General features: G+C 36.0%; 17 protein-coding genes. 3 read left to right on the forward strand and 14 right to left on the reverse strand.

The window, feature by feature from the left end; translation table 11 throughout:
* Positions 1–207: 207 nt before the first annotated feature.
* From B4U37_RS19425 to B4U37_RS19435, 3 genes are all read right to left on the reverse strand, one after another.
* Positions 208–384 carry a cell wall-binding repeat-containing protein gene (locus B4U37_RS19425; protein ID WP_088019566.1) on the reverse strand — a complete coding sequence of 59 codons (177 nt, stop codon included), beginning with the start codon at positions 382–384 and terminating at the stop codon, positions 208–210.
* Positions 385–548: 164 nt separating this feature from the next.
* Positions 549–947, reverse strand: a complete 399-nt coding sequence (locus tag B4U37_RS19430) for a cell wall-binding repeat-containing protein (RefSeq protein WP_088019567.1) — start codon at positions 945–947, stop codon at positions 549–551.
* A 96-nt stretch (positions 948–1,043) separates the two neighbouring features.
* A complete protein-coding gene (locus tag B4U37_RS19435) occupies positions 1,044–2,264 on the reverse strand; it encodes a heparan-alpha-glucosaminide N-acetyltransferase domain-containing protein (protein ID WP_088019568.1) in 1,221 nt (406 codons plus the stop codon).
* On the opposite strand from B4U37_RS19435, the gene B4U37_RS19440 reads away from it, so the two are divergent.
* Positions 2,236–2,958 (forward strand): PIG-L deacetylase family protein, encoded by a 723-nt coding sequence (locus B4U37_RS19440; RefSeq protein ID WP_157663846.1) that lies wholly within the window; start codon positions 2,236–2,238, stop codon positions 2,956–2,958. The genes B4U37_RS19435 and B4U37_RS19440 overlap by 29 nt on opposite strands.
* A 45-nt stretch (positions 2,959–3,003) precedes the next feature.
* Here B4U37_RS19440 and B4U37_RS19445 read toward each other — a convergent pair whose 3' ends face one another.
* Together B4U37_RS19445 and B4U37_RS19450 are read right to left on the reverse strand one after the other, a co-directional pair.
* On the reverse strand, positions 3,004–4,341 hold the full coding sequence (locus B4U37_RS19445; RefSeq protein WP_088019570.1) for a cell wall-binding repeat-containing protein: 1,338 nt from the start codon (positions 4,339–4,341) through the stop codon (positions 3,004–3,006).
* Between the two features lie 134 nt (positions 4,342–4,475).
* Positions 4,476–6,755: a cell wall-binding repeat-containing protein gene (locus tag B4U37_RS19450; RefSeq protein ID WP_088019571.1), complete on the reverse strand. Its 2,280-nt coding sequence runs from the start codon at positions 6,753–6,755 to the stop codon at positions 4,476–4,478.
* Between the two features lie 272 nt (positions 6,756–7,027).
* Between B4U37_RS19450 and B4U37_RS19455 the strand changes: the two genes are divergently transcribed.
* Complete coding sequence (locus tag B4U37_RS19455; protein WP_088019572.1) at positions 7,028–7,393, forward strand: hypothetical protein; 366 nt, start codon at positions 7,028–7,030, stop codon at positions 7,391–7,393.
* A 54-nt stretch (positions 7,394–7,447) separates the two neighbouring features.
* Here B4U37_RS19455 and B4U37_RS19460 read toward each other — a convergent pair whose 3' ends face one another.
* Both B4U37_RS19460 and B4U37_RS19465 read right to left on the reverse strand, forming a co-directional pair.
* On the reverse strand, positions 7,448–9,295 hold the full coding sequence (locus B4U37_RS19460) for a cell wall-binding repeat-containing protein (RefSeq protein ID WP_245840105.1): 1,848 nt from the start codon (positions 9,293–9,295) through the stop codon (positions 7,448–7,450).
* Between the two features lie 162 nt (positions 9,296–9,457).
* Positions 9,458–11,617, reverse strand: coding sequence for a cell wall-binding repeat-containing protein (locus B4U37_RS19465; protein WP_088019574.1), 2,160 nt, complete (start codon positions 11,615–11,617; stop codon positions 9,458–9,460).
* A gap of 192 nt (positions 11,618–11,809) precedes the next feature.
* On the opposite strand from B4U37_RS19465, the gene B4U37_RS22295 reads away from it, so the two are divergent.
* Positions 11,810–12,739, forward strand: coding sequence for a hypothetical protein (locus tag B4U37_RS22295; RefSeq protein ID WP_198317050.1), 930 nt, complete (start codon positions 11,810–11,812; stop codon positions 12,737–12,739).
* Between the two features lie 48 nt (positions 12,740–12,787).
* Here B4U37_RS22295 and B4U37_RS19475 read toward each other — a convergent pair whose 3' ends face one another.
* From B4U37_RS19475 to B4U37_RS19505, 7 genes are all read right to left on the reverse strand, one after another.
* Positions 12,788–13,582, reverse strand: coding sequence for a hypothetical protein (locus B4U37_RS19475; protein WP_157663847.1), 795 nt, complete (start codon positions 13,580–13,582; stop codon positions 12,788–12,790).
* Between the two features lie 18 nt (positions 13,583–13,600).
* Positions 13,601–15,202 carry an ABC transporter ATP-binding protein gene (locus B4U37_RS19480; protein ID WP_088019576.1) on the reverse strand — a complete coding sequence of 534 codons (1,602 nt, stop codon included), beginning with the start codon at positions 15,200–15,202 and terminating at the stop codon, positions 13,601–13,603.
* A gap of 19 nt (positions 15,203–15,221) precedes the next feature.
* On the reverse strand, positions 15,222–16,025 hold the full coding sequence (locus B4U37_RS19485) for an ABC transporter permease (protein WP_088019577.1): 804 nt from the start codon (positions 16,023–16,025) through the stop codon (positions 15,222–15,224).
* A gap of 176 nt (positions 16,026–16,201) precedes the next feature.
* The gene (locus B4U37_RS19490; protein ID WP_088019578.1) at positions 16,202–17,626 is read right to left on the reverse strand and encodes an acylphosphatase; all 1,425 of its coding nucleotides are present in this window, start codon (positions 17,624–17,626) and stop codon (positions 16,202–16,204) included.
* 54 nt (positions 17,627–17,680) lie between these two features.
* The gene (locus B4U37_RS19495) at positions 17,681–19,342 is read right to left on the reverse strand and encodes an acylphosphatase (protein WP_198317051.1); all 1,662 of its coding nucleotides are present in this window, start codon (positions 19,340–19,342) and stop codon (positions 17,681–17,683) included.
* Between the two features lie 17 nt (positions 19,343–19,359).
* On the reverse strand, positions 19,360–20,985 hold the full coding sequence (locus B4U37_RS19500) for an acylphosphatase (RefSeq protein ID WP_088019580.1): 1,626 nt from the start codon (positions 20,983–20,985) through the stop codon (positions 19,360–19,362).
* Positions 20,986–21,005: 20 nt separating this feature from the next.
* Positions 21,006–22,502 (reverse strand): ATP-grasp fold amidoligase family protein, encoded by a 1,497-nt coding sequence (locus B4U37_RS19505; RefSeq protein ID WP_157663848.1) that lies wholly within the window; start codon positions 22,500–22,502, stop codon positions 21,006–21,008.
* Positions 22,503–22,511: the final 9 nt, after the last annotated feature.

Below are 22,511 nucleotides of genomic sequence, written 5' to 3' on the forward strand. Positions count from 1 at the left end.
TAACAAAAACCTCCCCCAAATATTGTTGAAAAATGAAACGATACGTAAAAAGATAATCCTCCTTTCTTCCTACATAAGATTTCAAATTACACTATAATTTTACAGAGGGTTTACTTTTTAGTCAATTGTTTATCTTTTAAATATTTTGAATATTATTTGTTGCATAGAAATAGAAACCTCTAGTAATAGATTGGCTCCTTTATAAAACTATTTTACTATATTTGCATTTACTGACTTTGTCCCGCCATAGATGTAATAATGCTCTACCTTCGCTTCTTTTAAATAACCGGTAAGATCATTTATCATCGCTTGCCCATTTACTAATACTAATGGCATATTGTTCTTGGATGCAAAATTGATTCCGCTCAATGCATCTGGGAACATTTTGCCGCTTGCTACTCCTACAGCTACACTTTCTATATAGAACTACTCGGCTACTTCAACTGAAGTCAAGTATCTATTAGTACCTGACACTCTAGAAACATCTTTGACCCCGGCAGCTTTCAACTTATTTACCGCATCTTCTGTAACCACCTACCTTCCACCTACTACAGTGACTTTTTTATTTTGTTTTGTATTACATAATCCTCCAATTCTTTTGTCAGAGTAATCTTGGTGGTATTAAGCAATAAAGGTGTCGTAGTATTTGATGCGTATGGGGCGATACTTAAAGCATCAGCAAAGTCTAAACCTGATACTACTATAATTTCCTGTAGATTTTTCTTCACTTTTTTTGCTATTTCAATAGAAGTTTTTGTTCTATTTTCACCAGAGATTCTATCTATTTTAAAGGACTTTTTTATGCTTTTTTCCATATTGGAAGAAATTTCATTTGTTCCTCCAAGGATAATTACTTTGCCTTCTTTCTTCAAAAGACGCTTCAATTCATTTATTGCATTTTGTAGAACTTTGTCGTTATCGTTAACTAGCAGAGTTGTTCCGTTCATAACTTAATTCAATACGACCCCTGCCTCCTGCTAGAATCGCTCAATTTTGCAGACAAAAAAAGAACGCAACCTTAGTCACGTTTTTCAGATCAGAACCTACACTCTCACATATTTCTTATTAGCATGCATGACCACCGCAACGACGGACCAGAACACTATAAATAAGCCACTGTAGAAGAAATGCGGATACGCCACTCTTCCCTCTAAAAACTCAAACAATAATGAAGCCAGAGATCCTTCTCTTTCAAATAGATTAATAACAATCTTCCCGAATAACAGGAATACAAGCATCTTCCCAAAATAAATTAAAAAGCTGTTTCGTCCAAATGCCTCTAAGTACCAAAGAGGGATTCCTGTAAGCTTCCCTTGCTTCCTTTCTCTTGTATCAATAAGGTAAAAGAGGATCGCCAGAAGTAGCAAGGTCAATCCGCTTGCTAGGATCGCAAAAGAAGGCGTCCATAACCGCTTATTTAATTCTATAAAGTTATTAAAAATAAATGCTAACGATATGAGTCCTATAGAGATACCAAAAACTCGTTGAAGAATCTGTTTTCTACCATTTAACACCAGCCCCACCGCAAAACCAAAAGCTACATTAGACAGTGCACTAAACATTGATAGGATTCCCTCAGGATCAAATCCTTTCTCTCCTTGTGCATACATATGTTTTTCACCGAACACCAACACATCTACCACTCCTGAAGGATTACAATCTCGCTGAGGCACTCCACCTTCACAACTTCCACCGGAAAGTACTAGTACCGTTAAGTAAATACTTGCTATAAGTAACCCTAAGGCCATCATACTCTTCCAGCCTTTAGCCAAGTAGGATAGAATCACCACTCCCAAACCAGTTATGGCAAACAATTGCAACACACCTGTAAACCTTAAAGTGGATAAATCAAAACTCCAAGAAGCTATTAAATTAAATAGAAGGCCATATAGAACCAGTAAAAATGTTCTCCTTAAAAGGTCTTTCCACCTCACACCCTTCCGATATACAATAGCTAAACCGATACCGTAAACAGTTAAAAAAGCTGGAAACACAATATCTGTTATCGTCAAACCGTACCAATATGCATGGCGGAGATAATCATAACCCCCTCCTCCAGGCAAGGCACTGACAAATACTGATACTAGGACGACAATCCCCCTAGTAATATCTATTGATCTATATCTTTTTTTCGCGCTAGAATTATTGGCTGCCATAAAATTTGTTCCTACACTTTCATAGATAAAGTTTGATAAAATGATTGTAGCATACTTGTCGAACAGGAAAGGACCACTGATGAAAAAATTAATACTTCTATTAACCATTATATTAGCAGGTTGCTCTGCCACCAAAAATGATCAGCTTGAAGTATTTTATTCCCCCCATCCGGATGATGAAGTTCTTAGCTTGGGACCAGCAATCATTCATGCTTTATCTGCAAGTAAAGAAGTCCATGTTGTATTACTGTCTAAAGGGAAAGCTAGCAAAGCTATCAATACAGTAAACGAACAGTTGGAATTGGAAGGCCAACCTCCAATCTCAGTTGATGAGTTTGGGGATGCAAGAGCAACAGAATTTAAGACTGCAGTTAGTGCTCTTGGTGTGAAAGCATCCAACGTCACAATCCTTGATCTGCCAGATGGAAAACTAAACAAAGATGATATATCACATATCATTCTCCACAAAGATAAACTTGATGATAAAGTCATACACCATGTTATGAGTGATAAAGATCCTCACTCTGATCATTCTGTCACTGGAGAGGCACTTCAAGACTTAATAGATGAAGAAATAGTGCATAATGGAAAATTCTATTTTCCTGTCCAAGAACACGAAAATTTCCCTTTTGATAACAAAATAAAACTTATAAACAAAGATCAAAAATCCCGCATGAAAGATGCATTAGAAGCTTATGAAAAATGGGATCCTGCTTCCGGCAGTTATTCCATAGGCAAAATTTCTGTCCCAGATTACTTTATTTCAGCAAAAAACAATATGGAAAGCCGGTACCATTACTAACAATAAAAAACAGGAGGGAAAACAATTGTTTTCCCTCCTGTTTTTTTAATGATAACGTTTAGCTCCAAGATATCTTGGGTAAAAGTAACTATTGGACATTTCATCAATTGTCACGCCAATATTAGATCCAGCTGATTTGGCATGGATGAATTTGTTATTCCCGATATAAATGCCTGCATGGGAAGCTCCATTGTAGCTTGGGTCTGTTTTGAAAAATACAATGTCTCCAACCTCTAGCTTGGAAACCGATTTACCACCAGAATATAGGTCCCGCGTAGTTCTAGGTGTACTAATTCCATGTTTCTCAAACACGAATTTAATGTATCCACTACAATCAAAACCAGATGGAGTGGTACCGCCATATTGATAAGGAGTACCTAAGTACTGTTTAGCAGTGTTCACTAGGGCATCTGTGTTGAAACCAAGTACATTTTCCACATTCGAAGAAACCGCACTTGTCCCACCAATAATGGAAGCTTGAGAAGAGCTTACAGAATTTAAAACAGTCTGAACAGGTGAAGGAACCTTGTCCTTTTGAACCAATACAAGGGATGAATTTTTCTTTGCAGCTAAGACAGAACCTGTTAATGCATCTGCATAACTTTGACCTGTTGCCACATATACATTTTCCCCAAATTTAACATGAAGACCATTGACTACTTTTGATACAGTATCATACCTATCTTTTCCGGAATATCTTTTCGCATTTGGTACATCTTTCATAATCTTGTCAGAAATCACGCCTGTTCCACCAACAACAATTGTATTTTTATATTTAGAGAGTACCTTTTTGGTTGTAGCAGGCAAAGAATCTGTTTTCGTTAACAAAATCGGATAGCCTTTTCTGGCTGCATGCGCAGCAATCGCTAAGCTATCAGGAAAATTTTTACCATAAACTAGTACTGCAGTATCCGTCTGACCAGCTAACTTTTCTGCAATTTTAACAGATGTTGAATATCTGTCTGTGCCGCTAATTCTTTCAATATTAGTAATACCCATTTTTTTTAACTGAGTTTCTACATTTGCAGTCACTACACTTGTGCCACCAAGGATAATGACATGTTTCGCTTTTAATCTAGTTATTTCATTCTTTGTTTCACTAGGAAGAGAACTATTTTGTGTTAATAAGATAGGTGCATTCAGTGAATAGGCAAGCGGTGTACCGGTCAGTGCATCAGGAAATTGATTTCCAGCTGCGATAATAACAGTATTAGAACTTGTCCATCCTTTTTTAGAAACCGCCACTGCAGTTTCATATCTATTTTCCCCATTAATTCTGTCAACATTAAAACTGTTTGCATAATTAACGGAAGGCAAAGTGACAATAACGACCATACCAAGAACTAGAGCGACTATGTATCGTTTCCATGCTGAAGTCTTCATTTTTTCCCCCTAAATCTACATATTATTACATAATTTACTTACTCATTATAACACTAGTAAAATAGTCCGAATATTAAAATTCAGTAACAAAAAAGCGCTATAATGTAATATTATAGACGCTTTTTGGGCCAAGACTATTTAACTAAATTAATAACGGTATCTGTTCGTACAGCAGAAGTACCACCCAAAACAAATATACTGGAAAAATCTCTAGCACGTGCCAACTGCAACGTTTCTGTTGGTAAGTATGTTGGATTCACAAGTAGAAGTGGTGCATTCCTTTTAGCAGCCAATACTGATCCAGTCAAAGCATCTGGAAAGTCTGTCCCACTTACAGCCAACCCTTCTTTTGATGAAAAGTCGAACTGTGTGCCAATTTTATAAGCTGTTTCATACCTTGTTGCTCCTGAAATCCTGGTAGCTTTAGGCATTCCATTTAATAGATTTTTATTCACAACAGCAGTACCACCAACAACAATAGTTTTACTCGCTGAGTTAAGAATCGTTTTCGTAGCACCTGGGATATAGGTCTTTTCAGTCAATAAAATCGGGATACCGTTTCTTGCTGCATATGGAGCGATAGCAAGTGCATCAGGGAATCCATACCCATTTGCTACAACAACAGTGGAGAAGTTTGTCCCCATTTCATTTGCAATCAATTTAGCCGTTTCAAAACGGTTAGCTCCTGCAATTCTTTTTACCTCTATCCCCATACTACGGACATTTGTTGAGATTGTATTAGAAACAGCCCCTGTTCCTCCGAGGATAATAACATTCTTAGCACCCAAACGCACTAACTCGTTTTTCGTTTCTTCTGTTAGTTCATTTTTCTTAGTCAGAAGAATAGGTGCATTCAACTTATATGCAAGTGGAGTTCCAGCCAATGCATCAGGGAAATTGTCGCCACGAGCGAGCACTACTGTGTCTGCTTTATCCCAGCCGGCTTTAGAAATACTTACGGCTGTGGCATAACGATTAGGTCCTGAAATACGGACGTTTTCAAGATAACTTGACGCGATGAAATACGTTTCATCTGAATTCATATCTTTCACAGGGTACCAGACAAAATGGTTGCTACTATTATTCCCTGTTTGATAAGGACCCACAATTTGAAGCGACTCACCTGCTGTAGTCATTCTTATCTCCGAACCTTCCGGAGACTTTCTTAACCTGACCCCGCTTTCCGTCGCCTTTACAAGGTCATGTTTTGAGAAGAAGTGCTTGGAAGTGGTGAAAGGCCCACTCACATAATAGTGATCTTTTCTAAAAAGAAGTGATCCTGATTCGTTGTAGTAAATATCGCTTCTTAACTGAGATTCTGGAAACTTTGTAACCGTCAACTGTGCCATACGCTCAATATGACGATAAATAACATCTTGGTAAGTATTATCTGGATAATATTGCGGATCATTTCGACGTGAAATGCCATTATAAGCCATGACTGCAAAGTACCAATCCTCAATTACAGCCATGTCATTCCCATTAATTTTTGGGATACGCCCCCAACTGCTGTAGTTCCATTTTTCCTTTAAAATCCTTAATCCTTCTTGAATATTGTAACGAATATCCACTTTTAACCTAAGTTCACGATCAGCAGTCATATTCGGCTCGGTAATTTGCATGATACCTATACCACCGTCAAAAGAAACCACTGGATCTCCCTTTTTCCACAGACCACTTGGATCATCTGTTGTACGGAATTGTCTCCAAGAACTTTCTTGCCATGCAATCGCCTTTACAAGTTCTGGAGGAACACCTGCGATAATTGCTTCCTGTGTTAACATGCTATTCATTTCAGCGTTCGAAGGATTCTCACCTAAAATACGATTATCCCCAGTAGATTGAAAAGAAAAGCTCTCTGTAACAGTTTCTTTAGTAATTCTTTGTTTTTCACCTTGCTCTACTAAAATTAAAGAACCATTATCAGCATGCGTATATGTATCTTTTAGTAGCATGACACTATCTATAAGATTTTTATTCGCATCTACATAGGTTACTTCTATTCCGTCAGTATCAACATTTACAGAACCCATCTTATACTCTTCGGATAAGTACAATTGCTTTGAAATACCTCCTGTCAATTCCAATAAGATGAATTGCATGTAACCGCCTGTACCTTGTTTTTTATTTTCTAATAAAACATACCCTTTATTGTTTACATTCCAAGTGGATACTGAGGAAAATTCAGCAAGATCCATCACTAATTCCTCTAGCAATTTTCCTTCGAAATAAACACTTGCGGTAGAAGTTTCTCCATTAGAAACCGTTACTTCATAATTCCCTAGCGACACTGTAGCATTTCCGCTTGGATGAACAGAATGTTTCTCCCCCTTCCATTCTGCGTGGCCTTTATCTACAGCCAGTACCAGCAAAAGCAACAAACACAACTTTACGGCAATAATACTTTTTTGCACGAAAAACTTTCCTCCTTGTTATAAAACTACAATTATTTCATTACAGTATTAATTTTATCAAATAGATTACAAGAGAATGAATAGGTAATTTGTCTATTATTTGCCGATATTGTCGTGTTTCCACTAAAAATGTAAATAACTGCGTTTTAAATTTCTATAAAAGTTGTGAAATCAATGTTACAAATCTAGTAATTGGGGAATAAAGTAAAGTAGGAATATTACTAGAATGGCATACATATGTTGAGAATAGAAGATTAAAGGGGAGGTTTCTAATGGAATTTACAAAACGTTTTCTACCTGCACTAAAACTCAAACGGCCAAAGTTAAACATTGCCTTTGAAAGAGAAAACTTCTCAGTTTTTTTTGAAACATACTGGATACAAATGATTATAGTGTCTTGCCTATCCAGTGTGGCACTGGGACTGCCGGCATACATCATTAAATTCGCCCACACCGAAGGAATCTTTACCTTTTATTTGCTTGCTCTATTACTCTCCATTCCTTGGTTTTTAGTTCCATTACTTTTTGTTTTGTATTATGTGAAAGACACTACCCTTGCCAAAAAGGTAGTTGGAATTACTAGCGGAGTATTACTTTTAACTTTCACTATTTGGATTATTGCACTTTTTCAATTATAAAGCTTGGCACGAAAGTTAATCCCCACTCCGTTATAGGGAGTGGGGATTGTTGTATTATTTAAGGATAAGTCTACTCAAAACATCATTATTGACTGCAGAGTCTCCTCCTAGTACATAGAAAGTATCAATGTTGTGTTTAGCAATGAGATTTGTAGTTTCTATGCTCTCTTGGTTTTGTATATTTCCAATTAACAAGATTGCTGCATTCTCCTTTGCTGCTAAAACAGAGCCAGTCAATGCATCAGCAAAGCTCTTTCCTGTTGCAACATAAAGCATATCTATTGGCATCTTAAGTTCTTCAATAATCGCAACAGATGTAGCATAACGATCCTTACCTGCAATTCTATCAGCTTTAGGGAGGGCATTGAATGCTTTTTTACTTACCACATTGTCTCCACCTACTACAATAGTTGAAGTAACCTTATGGTTGTTAATGGTATTAGCCACAACTGAATTTAAAGGTTCGCTTCCTCCACCCTTTGTTAACAAGATAGGGATGCCATTTTTTGCGGCATAAGGTGCAATGGCAAGAGCATCTGGGAAGTTGCTACCACTAGCTACAACTGCTTGAGAAGTAACTCCTAGTTCTTTTGCAATGAGGGCAGATGTTTCATATCTATCTTTCCCTCCAATTCGTTTAACTGTTAACCCCATTTCCTTTATGGTGCTTTGAACCTTAGAAGACACGGCACTTTTACTACCCAAAATAATAGCCTCTGTTGCTCCTAGCTCTTTTATTTTTGCTTTGGTAGATTCATTGAGCTCTGCCTTTTTATGTGAAGTAAGCAAGATTGGTGCATCTAACTTATACGCTAAAGGGGCACCGGATAGTGCATCTGGAAAGTTGCTTCCGTCTGCAATAATGACAGTATCCGCTTTGTTTCCCCATCCCTCTTCGGAAATCTTGGTAGCAGTTTCATATCGATCCTCTCCTGCAATTCTTTTACCGAAAGGCTTTAAGTAACTGGAAGCGACATGACCCGTTAATTTATTTTCAACCCCACCATTAGAAGCTAAATACCAGCCAAAATGGTTGTATGAGCCGTGTATATTTTCTTTATCGGTTTCATCAGTTTTCACCAAGCTTTTTATGGTGAGAATACCCGGATTGAAATAAGGTTCAAAATCCTTAATGGTTCTTGGTTGTGCCCTTCTTCTAACTTTTGTATCCACTCTTACTAAATCATCTGGTCCGAATAAATAAGCTGTGTGTGTAAGCGGACCAAAAGTAGTGTAACTTTTCTTCTTGAAACGAATTATTTCTTTCCCACCTGCAACTTCAACATACTCTAAATCTTCCAGTTTAATTTGGTCGAATGTTCGATTTAATTCAATACCAGGATTCCCCTTTTCTAATGCTGTCAACACTCGGTCCTGGTAAGATTTAATATTTCTTTGTCCCTTTTTATCTTTATTTTCATCAGATAAATAAATAGGGCTATTCATAGGCACAATACCATTGTATGCCATGATTGCAAAATACCAATTCTCAATATACATACGATTACCATCATTAAGCATCGGAATTACATTACCACTGAATCTCTCAAACTTATCATTTAGAATCATAACACCACTTTTAATATTATATTGAATGTCGGTTACTAATCTTTTCTGATCTAGTTTATACTCACCTTCAGGATCTGTAACTTGCATAATTCCAATTCCACCATCTCCAGAGATAATCGCCTTATCACCAACACAGTGGGCCCACCCTAGTGACTCAACAAATGCAATCGCTTTAACTATTTCAGCTGGTACATCCTGTTTAATTGCCTCTTCTGTTAACATGCGGTCAATCTCATTCAATGAAGATGGTTGCTTACATCCCGTGTTCTCTTGTGCACTAATGGATTGCGGCAGGAACAGAGTAAGTGTTAATAGTACAACTAGAAATTTCATTTTTTTCACTAGCTAAAATCCCCCTTAAAATTTGTCTGTCCTGTTCTATGATAACAAGATTACTAGATAAATACACTAATTTTTACCACAAAAAGAACATTTTAATATATTTAAATAAAAAATGGAGAACCTCTTCAAAGAGATTCTCCCTCGTTTTCTTCATCATTTTCCAATAAACATCTGAGTCCAATGCTTGAACTCTTTCTCGTACCCTACGCCAATATGCGTCAAATCAGGATTTAATATATTTAACCTGTGACCATCTGAATTCATCCAAGCATTAACAACCTGCTCAGGACTTACATGACCTCTAGCAATATTCTCAGCACCGATTGTGTACTCGATATTGAAGTGATTCATCATGTCAAATGGGCTACCATACACAGGACTTGTGTGATGGAAGTATTCGTTCTCTTTCATATCTAATGATTTTTCCCTTGCCACAAGACTAAGTTGAATATGAGTAGATAATGGCGGAACTCCATGCTTTGTACGTTCCACATTGACTAGCTCAATTACTTTTCTTTCCTCAGTACTTAATTCAGCAGTATTATAAACACCTTTACTAGCTTTAAAGAGTAGATTAAGAGCTTTGTCATTGACCGCACTTCTCCCTCCAAGCACTTGGAAGTTAGAAATGTTTCTATTACTTACCAATTCAGAAACTACTGATCTTTTTTTGTCATCGACAAGTAAAATGGAAGTTCCCTTCTTCGCAGCGAGAACAGAGCCTGTCAAAGCATCAGCAAATGACCTGCCTGTTGCAGTATAAATATTCTCAGTAGGCAAGTTAAGTTCTTTGATAATTTCCACTGAGGTAGCGTAGCGGTCACTACCTGAAATACGCTCTGCTTTAGGCAGTGCTTTCATTACCGCATCGCTCACTGCAGACGGACCTCCAGCTATTATGGTTTGGCTAATTTTCCTATCTGTTAATAATTCCGCTGTCGGGGCATTAATTGTTTTTGATCCACCTTTAATTAAAAGGATTGGATAACCGTTTTCCGCTGCATATGGTGCGATTGAAAGGGCATCAGGGAAATTGGAACCATTAGCAATTATCGCTTTTTCTGGTGTCCCTCCCAGACGTTCTGCAATTCTGACAGCAGTTTCATATCGAGTAGTACCGCTAATACGTTCTACTTCCACGCCTTTAATATTCTCAATGCTCTGTTTAACCTCATTACTGACAGCACCCGTCCCGCCTAACAAAATGACTTTACTCGCACCGAGCTCTTCTATCATCTTCTTGGTCTGAAGTGGTAAGCTATCTTTTTTAGTTAAAAGGATTGGAGCATCTAATTTATAGGCCAGCGGTGCGCCTGCTAAAGCATCAGGGAAGTTCTGTCCACTAGCAATAACAATTGTTTCTGCCTTAGCCCAGCCTTCGCGGGCAATTTCATTAGCAGTAGAATATCTATCTGGTCCAGATATTCTCTTACCAAAAGAAGTTAAATAAGAAGAAGCGACATACCCATGTTTCTCCTTACCTTCCAAGTCGTTAGAAATAGGATACCAACCAAAATGATTAAAGTTTCTATTAGCCGTATCATAGACATATGAATCTTCAATCATGATTACTTCTTGATTAAGCTTTCCAAGTCTTGTACCTGTAGCGCTAGGCGTATCCCTAACATTTACTTCCTCCGTTGCTATAACCAGTTCTTTTGGTTGAAATTTATGCTTAGTTTTATGTACGATTCCTTCTTGCTTATAGTCTAGCTTATCAAAGGATAAAGAACCATTTTCACCATATGTTAGATGAGATAATTCTATTTCTTCTAGAGCAGTATTTAAATTTAAATCAGAGCTTTTTCCAATGCGTTGAAAAACACGATCCTGATAGGAATCAAAATTTCTCTCCCTTGATGCTCGTATTAACGGACTGTTAACCTGCTTAATCCCGTTATATGCCATAACTGCGAAATACCAGTTCTCAATAGTATCGCGGTTACCATCATTTAGCACAGGGATGTCAACGCCACTATATTCAAATTTCTCATTCAGGATACTTATTCCAACACGAACGTTATAGTCTATGTCATATTTTAATCTTTCTTCATCATACTGATTTGCATGGTCCGTTATTTGCATAATCCCAATGCCATTGTCAGGTGCAACCAAAGGTTCTCCCTCCACGCATTGTAACCAGCCTGATTCTTCAAACGCAATTGCCTTTACTATCTCTGGCGGGATGTCAGCTAGAAGCGCTTCTTTTGTAAGCTTTTCGTCGATTTCATTAAAGCTAGGTTGCGCACATTCTTTATATTCTTGTCCCAAAATCGACGTTGGCATCGTTAGCGAAAATAGTAAAATTAACATGATGTACCTAATAGTCTGCAATTCTCAATTTCCCCCTTTAGTTTGAATAATTGTACTGGTTCTATGATAGCAAGTTATTATACAAAATAATACTAAACTATGTAAAATAATGTTTATTTTTCTATAATCTATAAATATTCTTTGAGAGAAATGTGCTAAAATAACGGATAGAAGAGTTATTAGGAGGAAACTATGAAAAACAAATGTTTTAAACCAATATTAACTATCCTGTTTGCTTCTTCCCTACTGTACTTACTAGAAGAAGAAACTACCGTTTTAGCCAATACCAATGATAGTAATATGGAGGCTATAAAGTTAACTACTTTTTCTTTTGCTAGTCCTATTATTAATCCAATAACAGAACCTGAGCCCGAACCGGAACCCGAGCCCGAACCAGTTCCGGAGCCGGAGCCTGAACCCGAGCCAAAACCGGAACCAAAGCCCGAACCAAAGCCCGAACCAAAACCAGAACCAAAACCAGAACCAAAGCCCGAACCAAAGCCAGAACCAAAACCGGAACCGGAACCTGTTCCAGCACCACAACCTAAACCTGAGCCTAAGCCTGAACCTGCTCCACAGCCGGAGCCAGTAGTTGAACTGGAACCTGAGCCAGATGCTATTGAGGAAGAGGACACTGTGTTGGAAGAAGAGATGACTGAGTTTAATGTCGATGAAGCCTTGTACTTATACCATATCAATCAATCGACTTACCCTTCCTTTAATTATTACATTCTAGACAATATCTTAAGGATGATGTCTGATAGCAGCAATTCGGATGAGGAGCACAGTTTAGAAGAACTGGTAAAAAAATTATCAGATAAGCAAATGAAAGAGTTAGATGTATTAATTAATTCTGAGGAATTCCAATCTTTAAGTCAGTCCGTTTTAATGGTTGAAGTATATAATAGGATGATGGAACTCCGAGAAGAGTATAAAAATGAAGTTAAAGGAAAAAAGCCTAAAATAATTTCAAATAAAGAAACCAAAAAAAGTACAGATAAGAAGATAGAAGAAACAAATAGTACAGAACAAACTATTAATGAAAAAGAAGCGGAAGAAAGCAACGTATTTGTCAGAGTTTATAAATCAGTAATCTCTTTTATTACAAATATATTTAACTAACCTAAACAAAAAAACTTGTAAGAATTGTATATCTTACAAGTTTTTTTATTACTCTTTATTTGTAAAGTATTTGATAAGATAGCTTGCCCAAATATCCTGACCTTCTTGTTTAGAAATGGTAGGTGTATTTTCCTCTTCAGATGGCCATGTTTCCCAGTGATCTAGGTATACATAATTATTTTCACTTGCAAAATTCTCTAATTCCTTTACTTGATCAAGATAATACTCATTATCTGCGATTGGGTTGGCCGGTTGCAGCATTATTGTAACGTTTGGTTTAATTATTTTTACCGTACTTAACAAAATATCTAAATGGTAAAGGGTGTCTTTCATGGTGGTATACCCTAAATCATTTAAAAGAAATGGCTCAATTATTAGAATGTCTGGTTGAAGTGTGACAACCTTTTCATGGATATTTTCCTCGATTACTTGGCTAGAGTTTTTTGTTCCAACGTTTTCAATGTGATATTCAAACAGATCTGCATATGATGCATTTAGTTCTTCTACAAAACGTTTTGTCCACGAAGTCCCTTCCTCATGCTCTCCAATAGCCTGGGATCCAAGTATAACTAAAGTAAGCTTTTTCTCTTCTTCAAGAGCGTTTGAAATTTTCTGTGCTAACGGCTCTTGTAGATTAGCTGTTAGAGTAGATAGTTCCTTTGTATCCATTAGTTGAGGCTTACTAGTTTCCTTTTCTTCATCAACATTAGTATCTGTTTCAGCAATCTTTAACTTGGCTTGCTCACTAGTCGTTTCAATTTTCTTGTCATATTGAAAAATACCAAAAGCAATTACCCCTATTGATAATACACAAATTATACTTATTACTAGTTTCCCCATCATTGTACTCCCAATCTTTACTTATTCGTTATTTACAGTAATCATTAAAATCTTTTTCTCCAGATTAATGACTATATCATATCCATCAATAGGTATAAAAATCTGTTTTCCATCTTCAGAAACTACATGTGCATTATTTTTAATGGCATCTAGCAGATCTTGGTCACTATAAATCTGAGAGATAATCAGTTGATGTCCAATACCATTTTCGTTAAAAGTGAAAGTGACATTATCATATGAGTATTCTAAGAAAGCATATCCTTCGTTATTTACTCCTTCATTCGTTAAGCCGTTCAATTGATTTTTCACATTTTCAAAATCCATATTCAAGTGAGCTAAGAAGAATAGGTAGGAACTAGATAATCCTTCGGGAAGCAATGGATCAAATTCTAAAATAGTAAAGTTCGCAACAGGAGTGTCCTTCATGATCTCTACATTTTTTTGGTCGGTATAGTATACATTAGAATCGTAGTTTACTTTGTACACCTCTCCAATTTGTTCAAGTACCTGCACTTCACTTCCAAACGCTAGGTTAGTGACTTTATTTGTCAATTCAACATTATCGTAGAAATTAGAAACCTCTACTTTTACCCTCCCTTGTTTATCAACCTTCTCTGGAACAAGATCACTATTATTAGGGACCTCTTCTTGAAGTTCTATCGGGATTACTTCCTTTTCTGAATTAAAAAATGCCAACGGTGATCGTTCAGTGTACATAAAGAAAGCACTAACTACTGTGAAAAGGAATATTACGGAAAGCTGTAAAAAGGTACTTAAAAACATTTTATTTGTAGGAACTACATTTTCTGCGTAAGATCTTTGTTTAGCTACATCTCCCTGCTTATCCAACATATCTTTTCTATATGCTTTCTTTTCCTCATTCGATAATGTATTTAGCCATTCAATAAACTCATTGTAGTTTTCCAATACTTTATTAGTTTCGCCAAACTCTTTAATTTCACCATAATGTAACCATAGCACTCTATCTGATATATACTTTGTTTGTTTCATGGAATGACTAATGAAAAAGATAGTTTTGCCGGCTGCCTTAAATTCATTAATTTTCTTTATACATTTTTTATAAAAAACTCTATCACCAACGGAAAGGGCTTCGTCAATAATTAGAACATCAGGATTTGTAAATGTTGAAATGGCGAAACCTAATCTTGATTTCATCCCACTTGAATAGTTTTTTATTGGTTGGTCTATAAATTCACCAATATCAGCAAACTCAATGATTTGAGGGGTTATTTCTTCTATTTCTTTTTTATCTAATCCCATCATAATGCATTTAAGCTCTATGTTCTCAAGGCCTGTCAATTGCTTGTTTAACCCCTCATTAATTGCAATGAGTGATGCTTCTCCTCTAATAGTTAGCTCTCCTGAAGTAGGAGGAATAATGCCAGCTAAAATATTCGATAGAGTGGACTTCCCAGACCCATTTATTCCAATGACTCCTATTGCCTCTCCTTCAAAAACTTCGAAGGATATATCGTTTAAAGCAGTAAAGGTACGCTCTTTACTCTTTTTCTTAAATGATAAAGCATCATATAATTTATCAGATTGTCTTTTATATAGTTGATAACTTTTAGATATGTTTTCAAATTTCACTTTTGGCTTCATTTAAGTCAAGCCTCCATTATTACAAATAATCCACAAACTTATTTCTAAATTTAATGTGTAAAAAAGCCCCAATAAATAAAACTAGTAGAACAAAGGACCAAAAATAAATAGTTAATAGTAAATCCTCGTAAAACCATGTCCCATTTAATAGAGTATTTCTAAATCCCTCGATAATATAATAAAAAGGGTTTAACTTCAGTAGATTAATCAAAGAATTAGAAAGGCTACTCGCATCCCATAATATAGGCGTCAAGAAGAAAAACATCCTCATAAGGGAACTAATTGCAGTTTGAAAATCTCTTATCAAAACTGAAATGGTAGAACTTAATAATGTGACGGAAAAGAGTAAAGCAATTAATGCAAAAAGGTAGTATGGCAACTGCAGAAAATAAATCCCTGGATAAATCTTATTTAAAAGTAAAATTATTAATAAACCACAGAATAATAGTAAAAAATTGTTTGCATTTTTTATTATCGTAATTGTAGGTAATACACTAACTGGAAACTTCATTTTAGCTACTAAACTGACCTTTTTATATATACTATTTGATCCTTGAGTTATAGAGGAACTTATAAAGAACCAAGGAACAATCCCTACCAATAACCAAATAAAAAATGGTGTATCCCCTACAGGAGCTCCTCCCCTTATTCCAATACCAAATACAAACCAATAAGCAAGAATTTGTACGATCGGGTTAAGGAACTGCCAAATAGTACCTAAGTAATGCATTTGATATGCACTCTTAATATCGTATCCAGCCAACCGGAAAATTAGAGGGATATTTGATATTTGCTCTCTTACTATTTGTAAAACAAATTTCATTATGTCAACTTCCTTTTTGTTTTGCTTAACGAGAAATATAAATGAGTTTTGAGTTGGACCCCAAAATAATATTATACGATATAATTACTATAGATTGAACAAAAATAACATAATTTACAACATTATCCACAGCTAACTTAAAAAGTCCGTCAAGAAGCTCTCAACGGACACTATTCTTAAATAATAGTAAAACCAATTTTTATAGGCTTAGAATACGATTTTTCTGTAACATTCTTCACAGTGGCATCTTTTGGACTTGTTTTATCTAATGTCTTACGCATTTTTTCTAAGTTATCACTTGGCCCTGATACAACCACAAGTACATCCCCGTTTTTTAAGTTTTTCGCGTACCCATTTAACTTTAAACTAATAGCTTTTTTCATAACCCATTTTCTATAACCTACATTTTGAACCTTACCTGATACCCGAATAGCTCTTACTTTATGTTTATACTTTGGTACGTTAGGGACTTTTATTTCTTTAAATAACCCAGCTTCTATAGGCTGTATTATGCTATCAAAGTCAAAAAACAACTTAGTGTTTCTGATATTTACCATATTTTTGGTCTCAGGGAAGTAATAATCAATAATATCTGAAGGCAAGTCTCTAGGCTCTCCCTCCGCCGGAAATGTATGAAGTGAAACTTCCGCCTTTGAGTTAATTTCTAGAACTACCCCATTGTTCGTTTCTTTATTTACCACCATGTCAACAGCACCTTGAACCAGTCCTGGAATGGCGTTTAGAGCACCAATAGCCATCTCTTTAATTTCAGGCGTAAGAGTGTTGGTAATATCTACAGGATCCCCTCCTGCAGAAACATTGCTTTTTTCGGCTAAGAAAATTCTTCGTCCCTCTTCTAGCACACTATTAAAATTAAGATTTAATGCTGTCAGTAGTTTTTTTGCCTCATTATTTAATCGTATTGGTTTATTAAACATATAAGGATTTTTATCTCTATTAATATTCTTTGCTTCTACTAATTCTTTAATAGTGCTTTTTCCATCTCCTATTACATTAGCCGGAATTCTGGTTACAGCCCCCAAAACTCTATCTTCAATAACATAGATTCGGAAGTCTTCCCCTTTTACGAATTGTTCTAACATGACCGCAGGAAGTTTAAGATTCTTCCTTACATAAACTAGAGCTTCTCTCAGCTCTTGTTCGTTCTGGATGTTAGCAACAACTCCCTTTCCAGCAGATCCATCAGAAGGCTTAACCACCAAAGGGAAGCCGATTTTTTTTGCAACCTCTACGATTTGATCATCTGTTGCTGTTTCATCAAAATTATCTCCAAGCGGCACTGATACTCCTGCATCTGACAAAAATTCCTTTGTCAAATTTTTATTAATACAAATCTTAACAGCACCTTTAGTCGTTAAGTCACCTCTAGTAGCGGAAAAATGATGAGTTTTTTTGCCATTACTTAAACTGTATCTTAAGTTCAGCTTCCCATTTATAAAGCTACTATAAAAAAACAGCTCTAGTCCTCTTCTCCATCCTTCAAGTGCTACTGTATAAGTGCAAATTTTATATCCGTAGGCTTCTTGTGGTATTGCGTTTGTTAAGTGTGGTAACCATTCTGTTGTGGTATTTACTGTCATTTTTGTTGCGCCTCCAAAGTAGTATATTCTTCGACTATAATACTAGTTTTTTAGTTACACGGTATATTCAGGAACTGCCCTTCTCTTTCCTTTAACCTTGGTTCCAATCTTTCTAATTATGCTTGTATATCTCCAAGACCTACTTTGTTGCAATTTAACTTTTTCATAGTCTAATTTTCTTTTCACTTTTTTCAGCCTGTCCAATTCTTTCTCGATTGCTTTTAAATTGGTTTCTACTGATTTCAAGTTTCTAACATTAACTTCCTTACTAACATTAAAGCCAATTTTCACAGCCAGGTTCCAGTCTTGTTCGATAACCTCTGTTATGTTGGCATGGTTTGTTTTATTACTTATAACATCTATAAATTCAGCTAATACTTTTTCATTAGTACCAGATACAACTACTTCTATTTGGCCTTCGAATAAGTTATCAATATGGCCATACAACCCTCGGTTAATTGCTTCTCTTTTTATTTGTCTGTGGAAAGATAGGTTTGTAACATCCCCCATCAGAATTAATTTCTTCGAATAAAGTTCTCCTATAGGAGCTTTTGGCAACTCTACCTCAAGTGCAGATCTATTCTGTAATGGTTCCAGCACATTTGTTAAATCAAAGTACGCTTGAGACTTTGGTAAGTTTACAGTCTCAGGAAAATAATAATCAATAATAGCAGAAGGTATATCTCGAGCTTGTCCCTCTACAGGGAATAATATCCCACCAATTTGTGCCGTTGGATTAAGCTCAATAACTACAGCTGCTCTTTCGATTGGTTTGGTCTTATCCCAAATAATATCTACTCCACCATGGTAAAGTCCAGGTATTGCCTTCACAGAATCAATGGCGATTTGCTTTATTTCATCACGTAATTGATCCGTAGCATCAATGGGATCTCCCCCAGCAGAAACATTTGTCTTTTCCTGTAGAAGTACAAATGTTCCCTTTGAAGGAATGCTCTTAAGTGTGTATCCAGACTTACTAAGGAATTCCGTAGTCTCCTTGTCAATGGTAATTAAGCAATCATGTAAACGAGCGTTCTTTTTTCTCTGCCTATTCTTTAGACTTATTAACTCACGGATTGTGTGCACACCATCTCCAACTACATTGGCAGGTATACGGTTGTAAGCCGCTACCACTTTGTCTTCAATGACATAAACTCTATATTCTTCCCCAGTTGCAAACCGTTCAAGTATAACATCTGGGTACCCTAGTTCTTCCCTTACATATTTAATGGCATTTTTTAATTCTTTAACATCTTTAATATTAGTAACTACACCATTTCCTAAACTACCGTTTGTTGGCTTAAGTACTAGAGGAAAATCAATGGTATTAGAGAAATTAATAATCTCCTCATCGACTGACTCCTCCGTGAACCTTTTACCCATCGGTGTTGGTACCTTCGCTCTAGAAAGCCAAATCTTGGTTTCGTCCTTATCTGATCCAATCTCTACGGCTTGCTTAGTTACTTTATCACCTCTAGTTCGAAAGAAGTAATGCGTTCTATCTTTAGAACTAAGAGAAAATAACCTTCCAGGTGGATTTACCCCAAAAGTAATCATGTGATCAAATTTGTCAGAATCCTTTGTGTACCATTTAAGAGTTAGGCCTCTTCTCCAACCTTCAAGTGCTACGGAATAAGCACATAATTTTGTTTTTCTTGCACCTACGAGCACTTCTTTAGGTAAGTGAGGCAGACTTATTACTTCATTCTGATTCAACTTTACAACCTCCATAGTTAATTCTTCTTTTTAAAATAATTTTTTATAGGTAAAGTTACCTTCCTTACCGGTTGAGTCAGCTTCCACGAAGAACTATTCTTCGTGTTTCTAATTTCCTTTTTTGCTAACCTGATTTCTTTTTCTAACTGTTCTTTCTCAGATATTAACCTTTGAAGGTCTTCAAGTCCTGTTTTCAGATCGGCTCTTATTTCAAAACCTACTTTAACGGGTTTATTCCAGTCAATTTCTTCAATTTCCAAAACTTCAGCTCTTTCGGTGTCTTCATAGAAAGCTTCTTTAAATTGTTCAACTTCCTCTTTGCTTGTACCACTTATAACGACCTCAATATCTCCATTATCTAAATTACTTAGGTAACCTACGAGTCCTCTCTCAAAAGCTTGCTTCCTTAAGCCACGATGAAATCCTTTGTTTTGAACAGAGCCTGAAACTGTATATTTTTTCGAGTAAATAGTCCCTACCGGTGCCATTTTTACAGTTGTAACTAGAGCATTTCTATTAAATAGAGGTTCAAGAGCATCTGAAAAATCATAATAGATTTTCTGACGGTCAGTTTGTAATCCTTTTGTTTCTGGAAAATAAAAATCAATAATATATTTTGGGATATCTGTCGCTTTTCCTACTAATGGAAATAGCAAAGAGCCGATTTGAGGAGTAGGATTTATTTCAATAACATGTACTCCTGCTTCATTAACAATGATATCTATTGCTCCATGTGGAAGTCCCGGAATGGCTCGTATTGCTTTAATACATATTTCCTTAATATCAGTAGACAGAGAACTTAATGCTTCTTCAGAATCTCCTCCTAAAGAGATGTTACTCTTATCTGTTAAGTAGACTTCTACTCCCGACTCTGGAACTGATTCGTATGTGTATTTGTTTGCGAGAATATACTCAACCATTTCAGCATTTGGCTTAATCATGCAACTAACCAATCTAGGGTTATCTTCTCGCTTCTGATTCTTCATTTCAATTAATTGTTTTATAGAATGCTTTCCATCCCCGATTACATTGGCTGGTATTCTTTTAATCGCTCCTACCACTTTTCCATCACAAACAAATACTCTATAATCCTGACCCACAATATGTTTTTCAATAACAATATTAGTTGCACTATGAGTAGTTCTTACTTTTTTTATCGCTGCTTTTAATTCTCCAGTGGATTTAATATTTGTATAAACACCTTTACCGAAGCTTCCGTCAGATGGTTTGATTACTACTGGAAATCCTAGTGAAGAAGCGTGTCTAACAATTTCTTCATCCGTATTCTCTGATTTAAACCCTTTTCCTGGAGCTATAGGTATACCCGCTTCTTCTAACCATCTCTTAGTTACAGCTTTATCAGTGCAAATATCTACCGCTGAGTTAGCAATCTTATCCCCTCTAGTTTTAAAGAAATAATGTACTCTAACTCCATTACTCAGTGAAAATAATTTACCTGGTTTATCTGTAAACCAGGTTTTCATCCCTGAGAAATCCTCCGAATCTTTCGTATACCATTTTAGTTCTAGGCCTCGTCTCCAACCTTCCAACGCAAGTGCATATGCATCAAGTTCGGGGCCACGTGCGTCAGCTACTATTTCGGTTGTTAAGTGTGGTAATTGCCCCTCATAATTGTCTTCCATTTCAAATCCTCCTAGATTGCTTATCTAAACGAAATTTTTTCGTTATATCTGTTTTTCTGTAGATATTGATATTGAATAAATTGTTTCCCATTAATGAGGTCAGCTGAAAGCCTTGACTCTGCATCTAAATAATAATTACCTAGCAACGTATCTATTTCCGAGTTAAACTCATCATAATTGCCTGGCTTAGGTGTAAATTCTCCAAACACTAATTCATTATTTGTTTTCAAAAAATCTATTCTCATAAATGGAGCTGGTATTTCCGAGCTTAAAGACGCTGCTATTTCTTTATCATACTCGGAAAATCCACTCCCTTTAAATAAATCATTTTCGTATTTCCCTGTACTAATCCTTGTACCATCAGGTTTCCACCAACAATAATTCAATGTTGGAAAACGCTGAATCTCTAATATTAATGCTACTTTTCCGTAGAAACAATAGAATTTCAAATCTTTTGCTGGGGTAAATGTTTGAGTTTGTTCCAATATAAGTTCTTCTATCATCCATTCATCATTTTCGACCCAACTTGTTTCTATATCATTAAGCATGCTAACAGTGAGGGCCTCCCAACCATGTAGAATTCTCCCTCTTCGTACATCTTGAATATAGTCTTTTTCAAAGACTAAATATACGCCTCTCGATCCAGACCCTTTAACAGGTTTGATAACTACACCTGTATCTCTTGGAATAGTTAAATAAGTAAAAGTTTTATCTTGTACGCTGGGTCTTCTCAGTCCCAAAAAATCTACCCAGCTATAGGCTATTCGTTTATCATCAAGAATCGATTGTGGGCTGTCTTGTATGAATTGAATTCGTCTCGTTTGTAAAGCCATGCTTGTCTTAAACGATCCAACCTCTTTAAAAGGAAAAAACACATCATTATCTTGAGTACGAAAAATAAATTCAGGTATTTCTTCAGTCGGTAAAGCCGAAAGCACCCGACTATATACTAGGTTTTTTAGTTCTACTCTTTCATTTTTGAACAATTTAGCCGCATATTTTAACGATTCAATGTACTTTTTTTGATTAAGCTGCTTATCGTCAATAATAGAATCCAATAATTCGATAAAATTACCATCATCTTTTGCTTCCTTAAGCAACATAAAGATAGACTCCCTATTGTACCCCTCATCGTCTACATCCGATATTTCAAGTAGCTTTTTTCTGTTAGCTTCTTGCTTTAGGACCTCCACTTGACCCTTTAAATAATTATTCTCTTGATGGAGCTCATCATTTATGCCCTTTTTTACTGGATTGATAGAGTCTCTTAGAAAACTAACTAACCAGGAGATTTTATTTAAATGTTTAGACGTTTGCCAAATCTTAGTACTTCTAATTTTTTTACATTCTTTTTCAAGCCTTTTATTATCTCTTAATAAGTTCTTTTTCTCAGCATCTTTTTTCAATAATATTTGGAGCAGTTTTCTTTCTCTTTCTTCTTCTTTATCTATTTCCCCTGACAAACTCTCTATTTGTGACATTTCATAATAACTTGTTTCTTTTGGATTAGTATTCATAAAGGACAT

It is taken from the genome of Sutcliffiella horikoshii (assembly GCF_002157855.1).
Lineage (GTDB): Bacteria > Bacillota > Bacilli > Bacillales > Bacillaceae_I > Sutcliffiella_A > Sutcliffiella_A horikoshii_C.